Here is a 16265-nt window from a genome sequence, read left to right on the forward strand (position 1 = left end):
AATAACCTTGGAGGTTTCATCATGTTTAAATTGACGCCCCTCACCGCTGCCATCCTGGTCATTGTCAGTGCCCAGGCTTTGGCCGACGACAGCGTGTCCACGCAGAATCAGGTCGGCACTGCGAACATTGCCGACGTGAAACAGACTGCGGCGCCGTTCAGCACCGCCACCCAACAGCAACTCGGCCAGGGCAACGACGCGGCCGCCGTGCAAGACACCGCCACCAGCACCATCGACCAGAACCAGGTCGGTGATTACAACGCCGGTTACGCCGAGCAATTGTTTGAAGACACCAGCACCATCCAGCAGCAACAGGTCGGCAGTTTCAACACCAGCCACGCCAGCCAGTCGATCGGCAGCGGCGAAAACCAGGTACTGCAACAACAGCAAGGCAGCGGCAACTTCTCGTTCGTCTACCAGGATTCCCAGGAAGCCACCTCGGGCCAAACCTTCCAGTTCGGCGACAACAACGAAGCCAACATCGAACAGATCCAACCGGGCGTCGCCAACAACGCGGTGATCATCCAGTACGGCACCACCAACTACGCGACCGCCGAACAAGTCAGCCACATGGGCGGCCAGATCGGCATCAACCAGGCCGGTGGCGACAACTACGCCTACGGCGACCAGCGCAACGGCATCGGCGGCAACCTGAACATCAACCAGTTCGGCGACTTCAACGCCACGGAAGTCTGGCAAGACACTCAAACCGCCAGCCAGGCCACGGTCAACCAATACGGGCAGACCAACGAAACCGTGGTCGACCAGAGCTTCGGCGAAAACAACGTGGCGCAGGTGCTGCAAGTCGGCGACCTCAACGCGATCTACGCCGACCAGTTCGAGTCCATGGGCTCGACGCTCGCGCTGTATCAGCAAGGCAGCGGCAACGTGCACTTCACCTACCAGAGCGGCGACAGCCACGTGCTCAACGCCACCTCACTGGGTAACGGCAACAAGGTCTACGCCAGCAACTGGAAAGGCCCGCAACCGGGCGGCCAGTTCGGCAGCAACCAACGCGCGACCATCACCCAGAACGGCACCAACAACGTGGCCAACTTCACCCAGGACGGCGTCGGCCACATCATGACCACGAACCAGACCGGCACCGGCAACAAAACCACGGTCAGCCAGGCCGATTCCTACAACGAGCTGTACTTCGACCAGAACGGCAGCGACAACATCCTCATCGCCGACCAGCGCGGCACCACCAACCTGGCCCAGGGCTCGTCCAACGGCTCGGGCAACAGCACCGAGTTCGACCAGTCCGGCACCGGCAACCAGGCGTACACCGCGCAGTTGTACGGCAGTGACAACCAGATCACCGTCAAACAGGCCGACAGCATGAACGTGGCGTATGTCACCCAGGGCGGGACCGGGAACATTGCCAATGTCGATCAGAGCGGGATGACGCAGATGGCGACGGTGCAGCAGTTTGGTTCGGCCAACCAGGCGACTGTGCTCCAGCAATAATCCCAAGGCATAAAAAAACCGCGACCCTTTATCGGGTCGCGGTTTTTTATGGCATGAACACAATCCCATAGGAACGAGGCTTGCCCGCGAAGGCGTCATCTGCCACACCATCAACACCGCGTCGCGCCCTTCGCGGGCAAGCCTTGCTCCTACAACGGATCGGCGGTGAACACAGATTTTATGGACAACGCCCCACCCCGTAGGAGCGAGGCTTGCCCGCGAAGAACGATGACGCGGTCCCTCTGACTGCACGCTTATTGTGGCGAGGGAGCTTGCTCCCATTGGCCTGCGCACCACCGCATTCTGATCGTTCCCACGCTCTGCGTGGGAACGCCGCCAGGGACGCTCCGCGTTCCGCCTCCAGAGGTGACGCGGAGCGTCACGGGATGCATTCCCACGCAGAGCGTGGGAACGATCGATCACCTACTCTCACGCCCCACCACTTTTAGAACCGGTCAACACGATGGCTCATCATCTGGAGCTCGAAAAAAGCGCCTACGAAGATTTCCAGGCCCTGTACAGCGCAGGACATTTCAGCGGGCAGCGATTGGGGCAGGCGTTCTACAACCATTTCAAACTGCACCGACTCGCTGATCAGCAGCCGTTGAAGGGGTTGTATGAAGCGGATGGACATTCAGCGATCAAGATTATTGAGCGAGTTTGTGTCTTCGGTTATTGCTGGCGTACATCCGCAAGAGACTGATCGGCTGTCAGGCCGCCATCGCGGGCAAGCCTTGCTCCTACAGGGATTGGTGGTGTACGCAGATTTTGCGTACAACGCCCCACCCCGTAGGAGCGAGGCTTGCCCGCGAAGAACGATGACGCGGTCCCTCTGACTGCACGCTTATTGTGGCGAGGGAGCTTGCTCCCATTGGCCTGCGCACCACCGCATTCTGATCGTTCCCACGCTCTGCGTGGGAACGCCGCCAGGGACGCTCCGCGTTCCGCCTCCAGAGGTGACGCGGAGCGTCACGGGATGCATTCCCACGCAGAGCGTGGGAATGATCGAATAAGAGCCGGTTTATTCGCTCTCCGGATCTACCTTGTTCTGACTCAAATACCGCCCCAGCGTCTCATCCTGCACGGGCGTGGAGTTGTCTCCCGCCACTTGCCACAAATGCCGCTCGATCCCTTGGGCCAGGAGGTGCCCCACCGCCGATTCAATCGCCGACAACACACACAACTGCGCCGGTTCGTTGGTGGTGTAACCCACTTCCGCCTCAAGCAATTTCTTGAATTCAATAAACTTGAACACCCCGGCACTGCGGCCCACCGAGTAGATGGTCTTGCTGGTCATGACGTTGGCCAGCACCTGCCCGCTGCGCACGTCCACCGCCCGCAGGTTGACCGAGACCTGGTCCACCCGATATTCCCGGGAGAGGTCGATCCCCAAATACCGCGCCCCTTCCCCGCCGCTACGCACGTTGGTGTCGTAAGCAATGATCCCGCCCTCCAGCATCAAGTTCGCCGCCTGCAACGGCGGCAATTCGCCCTGGATGTTCACCGGCGTATTCGGCTTCTTCTGCGAGGCGCGAATGATTTTGCGTTCGGTCAGCAGGTTCTGCAGCCCTTCACGTTCCAGCACCACGAACCAGCCGCTGGCCTGCAGCGCGTCCATCAACATGCTTGCCGCGCCCTGGGTCACGCTGGTGGAAAACGAGCTAGCCGGGGTCGGTTTGTATTGCCCGGTCTGGTCGCGAAAGCCGTACACCACCGCCATCAACCGGCCTTTGGGCCGTGGCATTTTCAGCAAGTCGTAGTAGGTCGACGCCCGTGGTGTGAGGGTCGGTGATTCGGTGTCCTGCTCGGCCGGCATGGTGTCGCGCAAGCTGCAACCTTGTAATGCCGCCAACATCAGCCCTAGCACAATTATATTTTTCATGTCCTTCTCTCCCCGGCAGCCGAATCCCTTCAAGGGTTGAGGCCGTTCACCTGGATTTCCGAAACTTCACCGGTCGCTCGGTCGGTCACTTCAATGCTCAGTGCGCCGGAGTCGTCGATGACGTTGACGATAAAACTGTCGGTGGACAGGCTCCCGGTGTTGCCCGTGGAGATGTTGTCCAGCAACTGGCCCAGCAACCGCGATTGCAATTGACTGGTGAAGCGTTCAAGGGCCGATGTGCCGGCCACCGCCGTGCGGTTTTTCAGGTCGGGGTCGTCGAAGTCGTTTTGCGCCTGGGCATTGTTGAGCAGCCAGGTGCCGTTCAACGGGTTGCCGCCGAACGAGGGATTGATTGGCGTGTAGACCAGCTCGGTGGCGTGGACCAGGCCGCAACTGCCCAACCCGAGGAGCCAAATGCCGGTGCGCTGTGAGAACGTTTTCTTGTTCATAATTCGTCCTTCTCCAGGTCGGTGGTGTCCTGCAATAACGTTTCCAGCTTGCGCTGGACGATTTGCCGGCGAACCCAGTCGGCGGCGTCGTACGCCTCGTCCTTGAGCTCCACGGTGTTCGGCGGCAGGAAGCGCCGGTAAACCAGGCGTTGCTGATATTCCACGGTCACCAGGCTGCCCCAGCGGGCCGAGGGTCGTTCGCGCACCACCAGGTTGAAATCCATCGGGCTGGTGGCGCGCAGGCGTTCACTGAACGAGTAATAAAAGTCGTGGCCGATGTGCGAGATCGTGTCGTCGACGATGAAACCCATCATTTCGTCCTCTTCGCCGGCCGAGGCCAAAGGGGTCATCAAGATCAGCAGTAGCGCCAGGCAATATCGGTTCATGGCGCCAACGCCTGGGGGGTCGACGACTGGGGTTTGGGCCCGGACGCACCATCGAGGAAGGCTTTCTCGGCGACGAACTGCCAATCCTTGTAGCTGGCCATGCCGACGAAGTCCGACCATTGGCTGGGGAAATCGGTCTGTTTCAGCGGCGTGTCGGTCGATGGGCTGTAGAGACCGGTGATGCGCCCGTCGAAGCCGCGCATCAGTGTCCATTCACCGCCGCCGATCGGGTCCGGGTAGAGCTGGCGCAGATGATGTTTGGGCGAAGGAAAGCGCTCGTCCTGCAGCAGGTCGGCCAGGTCTTTGGGGTACTGCGCCAGCCCCGGCGAACTGCGGTAATAGCTGCGCAGCGCCTGGGCGTATTGGGTGCCGACCCACAGCAACTGGCGTTCGCGATCACGCCGCGAGGCGGTGGACCACAACTCCCCGGCGCTGGCCAGGCCCATGCCCATCAGCACAATCAGAAACAGCACGCCCAGGTAGGTGAAACCACCCTCTTTGCCGCAACGCCGTTCACCTGTGGCGAGGGGGCTTGCCCCCGTTCGGCTGCGCAGCAGTCGTAAAACCTGTGGACGCGGTTCGTTTGAAAGAGCGCAGGGGGTGGCTTCGCCACCCAACGGGGGCAAGCCCCCTCGCCACAGCAAGTCTCTCAGCCACAGCAAGCGCGATAGACGCAGGTTCTCGCCGATGCGGCTACCACTCGGAATAAAGGCTGCCATCACGCGCCCTCCCGGTCGCACCGCTTTTGATATCGGCCACCGCGCCCGGCACGCCGTCCGGCGGCGCGACCAGGACCCAAAGGTCTTTGCGCTCGGCAATCGGGTCCATCGGCGGGTTGCGCAAGTAACGCTGTTCCACCAATTGTTCGATGGAATCGGGGTAGCGCCCGGTGTCGCCGTAGTAGTGATCCAGCGCCTCGCGCATTGCCGACAGGCTCTGGCGCAACGTGGTCTCCTTCGAGACTTCCAGGCTGGTGAAATAGCGGGGCAAGGCAATGGTCATCAGGGTCGCGATGATTGCCATGACCACCATCAATTCCAGCAGGGTAAAACCTTTTTCCCGGCGCATAGGTTCACCACTCGCGGTAGGCAATGCCGTTGAGGCCTTTGCCCCGGGCCTTGGAGTAGACGTCAAACACGTCTTCGCCTTCCCGGGGGTTTTGAGCCGTGCTGTCGTAGGAGCGCAGGCCCCAACCACCTTCGTCGTTACGCTTGACCGGCAGCAACGGGTCATGGGGCACCCGGCGCAGGAAGTAGAACTTGGCACCCTTGGCGCTGCGCACATCGCGCACGCCGTCCACCAGCACTTGCAGGTTCGGCGGGTAGCCGCTGCTGTTCAGCGACTTCTCGATATAGCCGGCGTCGAAGGCGCGCTTGTAGGCGTCGATGGCGTCGCGAATCTGGTACAGCGCCGCGCGCATGTCCTGCTCCTTGCCCCGGCGCACCACGGTTTCGGTCAGGGGCGCGGCCATGCCGGCCAACAGGCCGATCAGGGCCAGCGTCACCACGACTTCAATCAAGGTAAAACCGCGTTGGGAGGCGTTCATGATCAAGGCTTCTCGACGACAACGTGGGCGGATGAGGCCACAGGGGTGGTCATGACGTCGGTGTGAATCGCCGTGTCCATGCCACGATCGGGTGCCTGGATGTGCATGCTGGTTTCGGTGCCGGTAGGGAATTCCATGTCCGACGGGCTCTGGTACGGCAGGTTGCGCACGATGCGCGGGGTGATCGACAGCACCAGTTCCGACTTGCCGACCGTGTCCTTGTTGCTGCCGAACAAGCGGCCCAATCCGGGGATGTCGCCCAGGCCCGGAATCTTGTTGCCGGTGGCGCCATGGTCGTTGCGCACCAGCCCGGCCAGGATCTGGGTTTCGCCATCGTGCAGGCGCAACGTGGTCTGGGCGTTGCGGGTGTCGACCTGCACCGGAATCGTGCCCTGGCGGGTCGGTTCCAGCGGCGTGGCGTTACTCACTTCCAGGGCAATCTTGATCGCCACTTCGTTGTTCAAATGCACGATCGGCTGCACTTCCAGCTTCAGACCGACATCCAGGTATGTGACGCTTTCAGTGATCACCGGCCCCTGAGTGGACGGCACCGACGTGGCGCTGATGATCGGCACACGCTGCCCGATATGGATCCGCGCCTGTTCGCGGTTGCTGACGCGAATCACCGGGCTGGCCAGGGTGTTGATGTCGTTGTCCTGGGCGTTGATCTTGGCTTGCGGCGACGGCGAGATTGAGATCCGGCTGGAGTTGATGCCCCGCAGTTGATCAAGAATTGTCACCCCCGAACCGTCGCTGTTGACCACGCCGAAGGTGTTCGGCCATTGCAGGCCCAGGTCAAGAATCCGCTGGGTGGCGACTTCCATCACTTCCACTTCGAGGATCACTTCCGGGTCGGACTGATCCTGGGATTGCAGGAGTTTCTCGGCCATGCGCACCGCGTCTTCGGTGTCGCGCATGGTCAAGGTGTTGAGGCGTTCATCGACGAACACGTCGCGGGTCTTGAGCATGGTTTTGATCATGTTCAGCGCGGTGTTGGCATCGACGCTGGTCAGGTAGAAGGTGCGCATCACCAGCTCCTGGTAATCCTTGACCTTCTGCGGCGAGTCCGGGTAGATCAGCAAGGTGTTTTCGTTCACCACCTTCTGGTGCAACTGGTTCTGTTGCAGCAGCAGTTCCACGGCATCTTCGATGCGCACGTCACGCACGAAGATCGTGGCTTTCATGTCCGGGCGCAGGTCCTTGTCGAAGATGAAGTTCAGCCCGGCGACCTGGGACAGCACTTCGAAAATGGTCTTCAGGTTGGCGTCGCGAAACTCCAGGGTCACCGGCCGATCCAGCCGCGTGCGCAGTTGTGGATAGGGAATTACGTTGCGGCTCTGGACCAGGCGGATATTGCCTTGCAGCTCCAGGGCGCCTTCATTTTTCGGGTCGAGTTCGAGGATCTGTTTGACCTGGCGGTCGGCGCCGTAGATATCGCCCCGGCGCAGGTCGCCCCGGGCCAGTTCGAGTTTGTCGTCCTGGCTGCGCAGGTAGTCGAGTTGCTTCAGGGAATCCTGGGCCCGGCGGTTGCTCGGTTCGATGGTCAGCACCCGACCGTAGGCCAGGCGTGCCGCTGGAAAGTCCCGGCGCGCGCGGTCGGTATCGCCCGCGGTCAGCAGCGCGGTAATCGCCTTGGCCCGACCGGTGTTCAGCAGCAGGTGCAATTCGGTATCCCGAGGGTCTTCCCGCAAGCCTTCCTGGATGCGTGCCAATCCGGCTTCGTACTGACCTTGTTCGATCAGGTCGGACGCTTCTTTGTTAGCCACCTGCGCGGAACTGCACGCGGCCAGCGCTGTGGTCAGACACAGGCTCATCAGCAAACGGGATCTGTTCATTGCGTGCTCCCCACAGACAAAGTCTGGGCCAAATGCAGAGGCAGGTAGACCAGGCTCAATTCCACATCGGAAATGCCCTCGATCCGCCAGGTGTCGTCGATCACATCCCCTTTGCGTACGACGTATATTTTTTCGCCGTTCTGCAAAAACACTTGCAGATCGGAACGGTCATGGAGCTTGCCAACGAACTGGAACGGCATCGGCGGTGCGCTGGGGATTTGCACCACCGGGGTCAGGTTGACGGGTTGTTCGGTGACGCTGGCCAGTTGCGGCGCAGCCTTCCAGCTGCGGGCGGCGAACAGGTCGCCGGACGGGCTCAGGTCTTTGATGGGTGCGGCCTTGACGCTATCCGGCGCCGCCGATGGTTTGCTTTTGGCAGGCTTGGCCACGGTCGCCACGGCGGTCTCGCCCTCCTCCGGCTGCCGCAGATAATCCGGCAACCAGGCCAGCGCCGCCGCCACGCCGAAGAACGCCACCCAACCCATTACGCGTTTGCTGTTCATCATGACCTCGACAAGTAAAGGGTCATGCGGATCCGCCCGGTGAGGTCGGTGTCGGCGATCTTCTTGCGCTGGAACTCCACGTCCTCCACCACCACCGCCGGCAACTGCCCGAGCAAGGCATGCAGGAAACGCCGCAGTTGCGGATAGCTGCCCCGCACCGGCAGCAGAATCTGATAGCGGGCCAGATGGGTCTTGGGGTCGATGCCCAGCGAGTATTCACCCCGGGCCAACGTGATGTGTTCCAAAGCGGCCAGGGCGTAGATCTTGTCGATGGCCACCGTGGCCTGGGGCTGGGACGGCAACTTGCTGCGGAAGTCATCGAGCTGGCGTTGCGGCACCACCGGTGGCGCAACGCTGCCGTCCTCGACCCTGGCCAGGTACTCGCCGGCTTCGCGGGTTTGCTGGCTGAGGCTTTGCAGTGACTGCCAGTCCGGCAGCAACCCGCCGAGGGCAAACACCAGCGCCAGCGCCACCAGCGCTATCCCGGCCAGGCCAGGAATGCCCAGGCCTTGCAGGTATTCATGAACGATCAGTCTAGGGATTTGCATCGCCAATCTCCCAGGTCGCCGACAGGTTGAATTGCACCGGGTGTTCCGGCACGTTGGCGACGATTTCGTGGCTGAGCAGGGACACGTCCGACAGCTCGTCGCTGGCTTCCAGACGTTGGTGAAATTCGAGCATCGCTTCCAGGTCCCGCGCCTCGGCGCTGATCCGCACCTGGCCCTTGCGTGCATCCGGGGTCAGGGTCAGCAAGGCAATGTCATCGCGGGGCATGGCTTCAAGCATGGCGAACAGGCGTTCCCAGGGCCGACGCAGTTGCTGGGAGACCTTGCGCATTTCGGCGAGGTTTTGCGCTTGCTCGCGGGTCTCGGCCGGGGTCAGGCCGACTTTGCCGCCCGTGTCGCCGGTGAGTTCCCGTTGCGCGTGTTGCAAGTGACCTTGTTGTTGCGAGGACTGTTGGTCGAGGTGCTGCTGGGCAAAGAAGCAGGCCAGGGTCAGCGCCACGCCAGCGGTCAACAGGCTCCAGCCCAAGGGACCGGAGCGGCGGCGTGGCTGGAAGTCGAGGGTCAGGGCGCGCATGTCAGGCCACCGCCCGGGACATCACGTACAGGCAATCCCGTACCGATGTCCGGTCCTCTTCGAGGGTTCTGAGGTGCACACCCGGTACATCGGGCGGCGACTCGATGCGTGCCGGGGCGTGCAGATACACGTTCAATGGCCGTTCGCTGGCGGAGGCCTGCAACTGGTTTTCCCGGCCAATCAGCGCGGTGAGCGCGACATCACTGTCACTGCTGCCCACCGAACGCACCGAGGTCCAGCGCCCTTCCCTTGCCAGCAGCAACACGCTGCGCACCGGTTCGGCGACCACGAACAGGAAGTCCCCGGCGTCGAAGCTTTTATCGAAGTGGTTGAACGCCGCCATCAGGTACGGTTGCACCGAACGCAGGCGCAAACCGCGACCGCTAACCAGTGTGCGCAGGCGTTCCAGCAAGTCCTGGGGCAAGGCCGCCGCGATGCGGTCGTAGCCCGCCGGTTCCGCCGACAGCACCAGGTTCCAGGGTTGGCTCGGCGCGCCATAAAGGTCTTCGAAACACAGTTGGGCGAAGCCGAGCAATTCGTCGGGGCTGCTGATTTGGTCGCTCCAGGGCACCAGGCAAAAGCGGCTGAAGTGCCCGGAAATCACCACGTTCAATTCGGCACCGGCGCGAGCATGTTCGCCGAGCAAACGGTCGAGGGTTTCCAGGGCGACGGTCCAGGCGTGGAAGCCTTCGTCGATAAACCCGACGCTGCCCAACCAGCGGGTGTCGCTGCCCTGACGCTGACCGAGGCCGACGCCACTGGCGCCGAGCACGGCCACATAACGATCACGAGACAAAAGTGACACGATTGATCTCCTCGAGCGTGGTCCGCCCCGCTTGCACCAGTTCCAGCGCCGACTCGCGCAACAAGCGCAAGCCACGTTTGCAGGCGTGGGCCTTGATTTTCGATATGGGTTGGCGCTCGACGATCATTTGCCGCAGTTCATCGTCGAGGTGCAGCAGTTCGGCAATCGCCGTACGCCCGCGATACCCGGTGCCCCGGCAATGGCCGCAGCCCTTGCCATGGACGAAGTGGTAATGCGCGACGTGTTGCGGGTCGAGCCCGGACAGTTGCAGTTCTTCTTCGGTCGGCTGGTGCGGCGCGCTGCAACTGGCGCACACCAGGCGAATCAGGCGCTGGGCGAGCACAGCGTTGAGCGCCGAGACCAGGCTGTAGGGGTCGATTTCCATCTGGGTGAAACGGCCGATCACGTCGAACACGTTGTTGGCGTGGATGGTGGTGAACACCAGGTGCCCGGTGAGGGCCGATTGCACGGCGATTTGCGCGGTGTCGGGGTCACGGATTTCACCGACCATGATCTTGTCCGGGTCATGACGCAGGATCGAGCGCAGGCCTCGGGCGAAGGTCAGGCCTTTTTTCTCGTTGACGGGGATTTGCAGCACACCAGGCAGTTGATATTCCACCGGGTCTTCGATGGTGATGATCTTGTCCACGCCGTGGTTGATCTCGGTGATCATCGCGTAGAGGGTGGTGGTCTTGCCGCTGCCGGTGGGGCCGGTCACCAGCACCATGCCGTAGGGTTCGGCGGCCAGGCGGCGCAGTTGCTTGAGGGTTTCTTCTTCAAAGCCCAGGGCCTGCAATTGCACGCCGCTGACCTTGTCCGCCAGGTCCTGTTTGTCCAGCACCCGCAGCACCGCGTCTTCGCCAAAAATGCTCGGCATGATCGACACCCGGAAGTCGATCTGCCGGCCGCTGATGCCGATTTTGAAGCGACCGTCCTGGGGCACGCGTTTTTCGCCGATGTCCAGTTCGGCCATGACCTTGACCCGGGAAATCACCTGTTCGGCGAACTCGTTGCCCTGGATCTTGCTGATGTTGTTCAACACGCCATCGATGCGGTACTTGATCACCAGCCCGCTGCCGGTGGTGCCCAAATGGATGTCGCTGGCGTGCATTTTCAGCGCGTCGTAGAGGGTGGAGTTGACCAGTTTGACCACCACGCTGGCGTCTTCGCTGATGCTGGTCAGGGACAGACTTTGCAGGTTGTCGATCTCGACGCCGGCCTCGGCCTGGGCGTTGAGCGATTCCACCGCGTGGAAACTTTCTTCGTGACGGGCCAGGTAGGCTTTCAGGTCGTCGGCGTGCACCAGATACAGCGGCGCGCCGTGCAGGCAGTCGTCGATCCAGGCCAGGCGCGCGGTGTCGAACGGGTCGGCAAACACGCCGATGACCGCGTCGTCGTGGCGCAGCAGGATGAATTCGCGCTTGAGGCATTGGGCCAGGGTGACCCGGTCGAACACCGGGGTGGCGCGGAACAGCGTGTCGGTGTCGAGCACCGGGTAATGCAGGGTGGCGCCGAGGCACTGAATGAAGGGCATGGGGGCCAGTTCGCACAACACCCCGAGGGCGTCCAGCACCCGTTCGCCGGAACTCGCGGCCCGCAGCCGCGCCTGGGTCAATTGCTCACTGGAAAAGCGTGAAGGTGCAGGGTCCAACGGTGCCGGTTCTACGGCCAGTGATAGACGTTCCATGGCTTGCTCTCCAACGCCGGGGGCTTAAAGCCCTGTCGGCGCGGCAGGCCATTGCGGCGGGAGCCGGAACGTCGTGTCGCGCCACTACTCCCCGGTGAGCAATTGTTCGTCGTCCGGTGCCAGCGAGGCCGATGTTCGTCGGCGGTCCGCCAGCACCCAACTGCCGTCGTACAACTGCAGCGGGAAACTCTCGGTCCTGCTCTGGCGTCGTTCGACGAAACCTTCGGAAGTGCTCGCGCCCGCTTTGCTTTCGCGTTCCATCCCCAGAAGGTCGCAGACTGCACGGGCCAATTCCGCCAATGGAAAGGGTTTGAACAGGATATGGCTGACACCTAACTGTCGGGCCCGCTCACAGACTTCAGCGGTGGGGTGCCCGGTGATCAGCACAAAATGACACTTCCTGTTCTGGCGGACGGCATCGAGCACCTCAAAGCCTTCCATATCCGGCAAGCGGTAATCGAACACCATCACATCGGGTGCAAAACGTTCGGCTTCGCCGATTGCCATGGCACCGTCGTGAGCTATCCGGACTTCCAACGCTTGCGCCTGAAGGTAATTCTTGAGGTTTTCGGCAAGCAGTTGTTCGTCTTCGACAACCAGTACTTTGTTTAACAAGGTCGACTCCTTGAAACCGCAGGTCCGAGTACCGAGCCTGGTGGAGTGTGTGCCTTACAAGGGCTAACGCACACTTCATGCCAGGCCAAGCGCCGGGATTAGTATCTCTTCATGTCCTTGAATTTGAAGACAATGCCATATCGTCCAGAATCCCCTCCCCCCAAAGCCGGGGAAGCGCATGGATTGGCATTGAAGCTTTTCCCCAGTATTGGGGGGAAGGTTCAATCATCGTCAATCCGCTCGATTCGATTGCTGGATCGCAGTTGCGCCAGAACGTCTCGACGAGCCTGGGCCTTTTGCTGTCGGGCAAGGTACACCCGGACTGTTGCAAGCCCCTGCTCCTCTGTGACATCGGTCGCCTCCTGGTGGTTCTGTAAATAGATCAAATGCCAGCCGACCGGTGTTCGCACCGGCTCACTGACCTGCCCCGGCTTCAGGGCGAACGCCGCCGCTTCGAATGCCGGCATCATGCGCCCACGTGCGAAATAGCCCAAGTCCCCGCCAGCGCTGGCCGAAGCGTCTTCGGAACCGCTGCGGGCGACGCTGGCGAAGTCTGCGCCTTGGGCGATTTGCACACGCATCTCCTCTAAGCGTAGTCGCGCGGCTTCGACTGTGGCGGCATCTGCATCCTGGGGCACCTTGATCAGGATGTGCCGGGCCTGGATCTGCTCGGGGCTGCTCATCTCGGCGCGGTGCTGTTCAAAAAAGGCCCTGACTTGCTGTTCGTCCGGCTCCGCCACGCGGGTGAGGTCGGCGAATACCTCTTGGGCGGCCAGTTCGCGGCGGGTGTATTCGGCAAAACCGGCCTCGTCGAAACCGGCGTCTTGCAGTTTGCGGGCGAACACCTCGGCGCCACCGATGGCCTGACGGGTCAGCGCCACTTGGCTTTGCACCGTGACATCGCTGATCATCACCCCGCGCTTGACCGCTTCCTGCCACAGCAATTCCTTGTCGATCAGCGCATCGAGGGCGGCCTGGCGCAATTGCTTGTAGGCCTTGGGATTGCGAATGCTGGCCACGGCCCGGCCCTGGTCCTCCAGGAATTCGGCGAAATAGCGCTCCAGGCGAAACTCGGAAATCTCCGCGCCATTGACCCGCGCGGCGGCCGGCTCGTTATTGCTCAAGGCCACGGGCACCCAAAGCATCAGCAGCAACAGTAGCGTCTTCATGATCGAAGCCTCCCATCAGGGTGTGACGGCAATGGGTTTATAGGGCGCGACCAGATAAAAGCGTTGGTCGGTCAGGTCCACGGTGACGATATGCGCGCCGCTCAGGCCCAGTCGGCGGCCGGGGCCGAAGCTGATCCGCGGGGTCAGCCCGGTGTCGAAGTCGTGCAGGCCTTCGAGGGCGCTGATGAGTTTTTCGCGGCTGGCATCGCGCCCGGCCTGCTTCATGCCTTCGCTGAACAGCAGCATCGAACTGAACGCGCCCACTTGCAGCACCGCATGTTGAGCGCCGAGGCCCTGATGCTCGCGCAACATCGTCAGGGCCGTGCGCCCGGACTGAGTCCAGTCGCTGGGCACGAAGGGATAGGCGAGGAACACCCGCCGGGAAAATCCGCCGGGCACCTGCAGCAAATCCCCCGCCACCTGATTCGAGGCGGCGAACAGGTAAGGCACCTGCCCCGCCGTCTGCAAGCGCTCGGCCAGGTGCGTGAAGCCGCCGCTGCTGCCCAGGTAAAACACCGAGCGCGAGCCCAGCGGCAATTCGTCCTGGGCCGAGTCGTAGGCTTGCAGCCGCACCTCTTGCCAGTTGTGAGCCTGCAAATACTGGCCGAGGCTTTGCGCCGCCAGGCGTTGGCCCGGGTCCTGCGGGTAGACAATCAGCGTCGGCCCCGGCAGCACTCGCAGGCTGTCGGTGGCGTAGTCGGCCAGGGCGATCAGTTGCTCGCGCAAGCCTGGCAGCGGTTCGAAAATCTGCCGACTGGCCTGGGCCGTGCCCAGCAGCGACTGCGGGCCGATCAGCGGCACACCGGCGCGTTCCAGACGAGCGGCCAGTTCCGCGTCCAGCGCCGGGACCAACGGCGCAATCAGGGCGAACACCTGCTCTTGCTCGATCAACCGATCCAGGGCCTGCTCGGCGCTGGCACGGTCCGGACCGGGATCAAGGATGGTCAGGCGCAACGTCCGGCCATGAATCCCCCCCGCCTCGTTGATCCGCGCCACGCTGCCCTGGAGCACCGCCGCCACCGTCGCGCCCTCCTCACTCAAGGGGCCCTGGCTCGGCAACAAGGTGCCCAGGTGCAGGCTGTCGGGGCTCAGGCCCGGATCGCGGTCTTCGCCCAGGCGCTTGAGGTAAGCGCTGAGATCCCGTTGATCCTTCATCGACAGCACGAACCGCGGCATGGCCGGGTCGAGCTGATTGTTGCCGGGGTCGCGCCCTTCCTGAATCGCCCGGGCCAGCGTGCCTTCGGTGTAGGCCGGATAATCGCGGCCGTTAATCTGCTGCTGACCATAGCGGCTGCTGAGCCGCGACCAGTTCAGGTCCGGCGGCCGCACTCCGCCCTCCGCTCGCCCCTGGCCGTCGGCGCCGTGGCAATTGGCGCACGGCAGGCTGCTGGCCGGCAGCACAATGTCCGCCGCGCCGACCCGCGCCATCACCGGTTCACCACTGCCCGATAACCCCTCGCGGTACAGGCGCTTGCCCGCACTTTCACTGGGGTTCAGCGGCAAGGCGCTGGAACTCAGGCTGAGGCTGGCGAGAACGATCAGGAGGGCAATGTTCATGGCCCGGACTCAGCGACCGACCACGGGCATTGTCAGCAACTGCAAGCGCTGGGCAATGGCGGCGGCCGGGGCATCGGGACGGATCTTGCTCCAGCGTTTGTTGGCCACGTCACCGACGATCAGTTGCGTGGAATGCTGCTCGGGGGTCGGCACGATCTGGCCGATGCGCCCCAATACCAGATCCATTTGCGCCTTGTCGCCGGTTAAAAAAAGCCAGTGCGGGTCATCGACGCCCTGCTTCAAGGTGTAAGCCTTGAGGACCGCCGGGGTGTCCCGCAGCGGATCACTGGTAAGGGAAATGAAGGTGATGCCGTCGGCCTTGTCGCCCAGTACCTCGCGCACTTCCTTGAGCTTGCGGGTGATCAGCGGGCAGGCATCGTTGCAACGGGTGAAAATCACGTTGAGCAGCACCACGCGGTTTTGCAGGGCATCGCTGTAGAAGCGCAGGGTGTTGCCGTTCTGGTCCTGCAATGGCGTGTCGGTGAACCAGGTTCTGGCATCGCGGGTGCCGGTGGCCGGTGCGGCGGCGGCCACGGTCGGCGTCGGTGCTTCGTGCTGTTCGTGGGAAAACGCCAGAAAGCTGATCACGCAAAAGCACATGGTCAGGAAGATCAGGATCAGGGCTTTCATGGCTGAGTCTCCATGGCGATCGCGGTGTGTTTGGCGTGGGCATTGCGTTGGCCGCTGAGTTTTTCCACTTCACGGGTCAACACCGTCGGGTCGGTGAAGCCGTAATAGCGGGTCCAGTGGCGGCTGTTGCCGTCGCCGACCATGATCAGCGGCGCGTGATTCTTGAAGTCACCGCTGAAGGTGCCGAGGCCCTTGAGGGTTTCGGTCACCGATTGCGGGGTGCCGGTGAGCCAGCTCCAGCCCGGGCCGTTCTGGAAACTGCGGGCGTATTCGTTCAAGCGTTTGGGGTCATCGCGCTGGGGATCGATGCTGATCGACACCAACTGCACCTCTTTGCCGACCCGGGCACCCAGTTGCTTTTGCACCTTGCCCATGATCGACGACACCACCGGGCACACCGTGGTGCAACTGGTGTAGATGAAGCCCATCACCACGATCTTGTTGGTCACCAGGTCTTTTTCCAGGCGTACCGGTTTGCCGTTCTGGTCCACTAGCGCGACGTCGGCGAATTTCACCTGGGCGCTTTCCTGGGTCTTGGCCGGCGGCGCATTGTGCCCGGCGTGTTCATCCGCCGAGTGCGCCAGGGCCTGGCCGATGCCGGTGGCCAACAGGCAGAACGTTAACCAGCCACGGTGTGCGAATCGGTTCATG

19 protein-coding genes are annotated in these 16265 nt (G+C 62.4%); 2 read left to right on the top strand and 17 right to left on the bottom strand.

Going from position 1 to position 16265, the window contains the following annotated elements; all coding sequences use genetic code 11:
* Positions 1 to 21 precede the first annotated feature (21 nt).
* Together ACZ89E_RS10740 and ACZ89E_RS10745 are read left to right on the top strand one after the other, a co-directional pair.
* Complete coding sequence (locus ACZ89E_RS10740) at positions 22 to 1470, top strand: curlin (protein WP_476255614.1); 1449 nt, start codon at positions 22 to 24, stop codon at positions 1468 to 1470.
* A gap of 463 nt (positions 1471 to 1933) precedes the next feature.
* Positions 1934 to 2173 (top strand): hypothetical protein, encoded by a 240-nt coding sequence (locus ACZ89E_RS10745; RefSeq protein WP_476255615.1) that lies wholly within the window; start codon positions 1934 to 1936, stop codon positions 2171 to 2173.
* 318 nt (positions 2174 to 2491) lie between these two features.
* On the opposite strand, the gene ACZ89E_RS10750 is transcribed toward ACZ89E_RS10745, so the two are convergent.
* From ACZ89E_RS10750 to ACZ89E_RS10830, 17 genes are all read right to left on the bottom strand, one after another.
* Positions 2492 to 3352, bottom strand: a complete 861-nt coding sequence (locus ACZ89E_RS10750; protein WP_123513776.1) for a CsgG/HfaB family protein — start codon at positions 3350 to 3352, stop codon at positions 2492 to 2494.
* A 29-nt stretch (positions 3353 to 3381) separates the two neighbouring features.
* On the bottom strand, positions 3382 to 3801 hold the full coding sequence (locus ACZ89E_RS10755; protein WP_463260176.1) for a curli assembly protein CsgF: 420 nt from the start codon (positions 3799 to 3801) through the stop codon (positions 3382 to 3384).
* Positions 3798 to 4187, bottom strand: coding sequence for a curli production assembly/transport protein CsgE (gene csgE / locus ACZ89E_RS10760; RefSeq protein WP_149658701.1), 390 nt, complete (start codon positions 4185 to 4187; stop codon positions 3798 to 3800). The genes ACZ89E_RS10755 and csgE overlap by 4 nt, the downstream gene beginning before the upstream one ends.
* Entirely contained in the window at positions 4184 to 4639 is a 456-nt protein-coding gene (locus tag ACZ89E_RS10765) for a type II secretion system protein (protein WP_463260590.1), read from the bottom strand. Before ACZ89E_RS10765 ends, csgE begins: the two co-directional genes overlap by 4 nt.
* A 241-nt stretch (positions 4640 to 4880) precedes the next feature.
* Complete coding sequence (locus tag ACZ89E_RS10770; RefSeq protein WP_123406545.1) at positions 4881 to 5255, bottom strand: type II secretion system protein; 375 nt, start codon at positions 5253 to 5255, stop codon at positions 4881 to 4883.
* 4 nt (positions 5256 to 5259) lie between these two features.
* On the bottom strand, positions 5260 to 5733 hold the full coding sequence (locus tag ACZ89E_RS10775) for a type II secretion system protein (RefSeq protein ID WP_123406547.1): 474 nt from the start codon (positions 5731 to 5733) through the stop codon (positions 5260 to 5262).
* Positions 5734 to 5735: 2 nt separating this feature from the next.
* Positions 5736 to 7568: a secretin N-terminal domain-containing protein gene (locus ACZ89E_RS10780; protein ID WP_149658704.1), complete on the bottom strand. Its 1833-nt coding sequence runs from the start codon at positions 7566 to 7568 to the stop codon at positions 5736 to 5738.
* Complete coding sequence (locus ACZ89E_RS10785; protein ID WP_476255616.1) at positions 7565 to 8071, bottom strand: hypothetical protein; 507 nt, start codon at positions 8069 to 8071, stop codon at positions 7565 to 7567. Before ACZ89E_RS10785 ends, ACZ89E_RS10780 begins: the two co-directional genes overlap by 4 nt.
* On the bottom strand, positions 8071 to 8619 hold the full coding sequence (locus ACZ89E_RS10790; protein ID WP_149658706.1) for a type IV pilus inner membrane component PilO: 549 nt from the start codon (positions 8617 to 8619) through the stop codon (positions 8071 to 8073). Before ACZ89E_RS10790 ends, ACZ89E_RS10785 begins: the two co-directional genes overlap by 1 nt.
* Entirely contained in the window at positions 8606 to 9151 is a 546-nt protein-coding gene (locus ACZ89E_RS10795) for a PilN domain-containing protein (protein ID WP_149658707.1), read from the bottom strand. Before ACZ89E_RS10795 ends, ACZ89E_RS10790 begins: the two co-directional genes overlap by 14 nt.
* 1 nt (position 9152) lies before the next feature.
* Positions 9153 to 9956, bottom strand: coding sequence for a hypothetical protein (locus ACZ89E_RS10800; RefSeq protein ID WP_476255617.1), 804 nt, complete (start codon positions 9954 to 9956; stop codon positions 9153 to 9155).
* On the bottom strand, positions 9937 to 11643 hold the full coding sequence (locus tag ACZ89E_RS10805; RefSeq protein WP_476255618.1) for a GspE/PulE family protein: 1707 nt from the start codon (positions 11641 to 11643) through the stop codon (positions 9937 to 9939). The genes ACZ89E_RS10800 and ACZ89E_RS10805 overlap by 20 nt, the downstream gene beginning before the upstream one ends.
* Before the next feature lie 84 nt (positions 11644 to 11727).
* Positions 11728 to 12258 carry a response regulator gene (locus tag ACZ89E_RS10810; protein WP_149658710.1) on the bottom strand — a complete coding sequence of 177 codons (531 nt, stop codon included), beginning with the start codon at positions 12256 to 12258 and terminating at the stop codon, positions 11728 to 11730.
* A gap of 221 nt (positions 12259 to 12479) precedes the next feature.
* Positions 12480 to 13427, bottom strand: coding sequence for a peptidylprolyl isomerase (locus tag ACZ89E_RS10815; RefSeq protein ID WP_476255619.1), 948 nt, complete (start codon positions 13425 to 13427; stop codon positions 12480 to 12482).
* A gap of 15 nt (positions 13428 to 13442) precedes the next feature.
* Positions 13443 to 14984: a cytochrome c/ABC transporter substrate-binding protein gene (locus ACZ89E_RS10820; RefSeq protein ID WP_149658712.1), complete on the bottom strand. Its 1542-nt coding sequence runs from the start codon at positions 14982 to 14984 to the stop codon at positions 13443 to 13445.
* 9 nt (positions 14985 to 14993) lie between these two features.
* Positions 14994 to 15614 carry an SCO family protein gene (locus ACZ89E_RS10825; protein WP_476255620.1) on the bottom strand — a complete coding sequence of 207 codons (621 nt, stop codon included), beginning with the start codon at positions 15612 to 15614 and terminating at the stop codon, positions 14994 to 14996.
* A complete protein-coding gene (locus ACZ89E_RS10830) occupies positions 15611 to 16264 on the bottom strand; it encodes an SCO family protein (protein ID WP_476255621.1) in 654 nt (217 codons plus the stop codon). Before ACZ89E_RS10830 ends, ACZ89E_RS10825 begins: the two co-directional genes overlap by 4 nt.
* Between the last annotated feature and the right edge of the window lies 1 nt (position 16265).

Source organism: Pseudomonas sp. TE3899, from assembly GCF_056279105.1.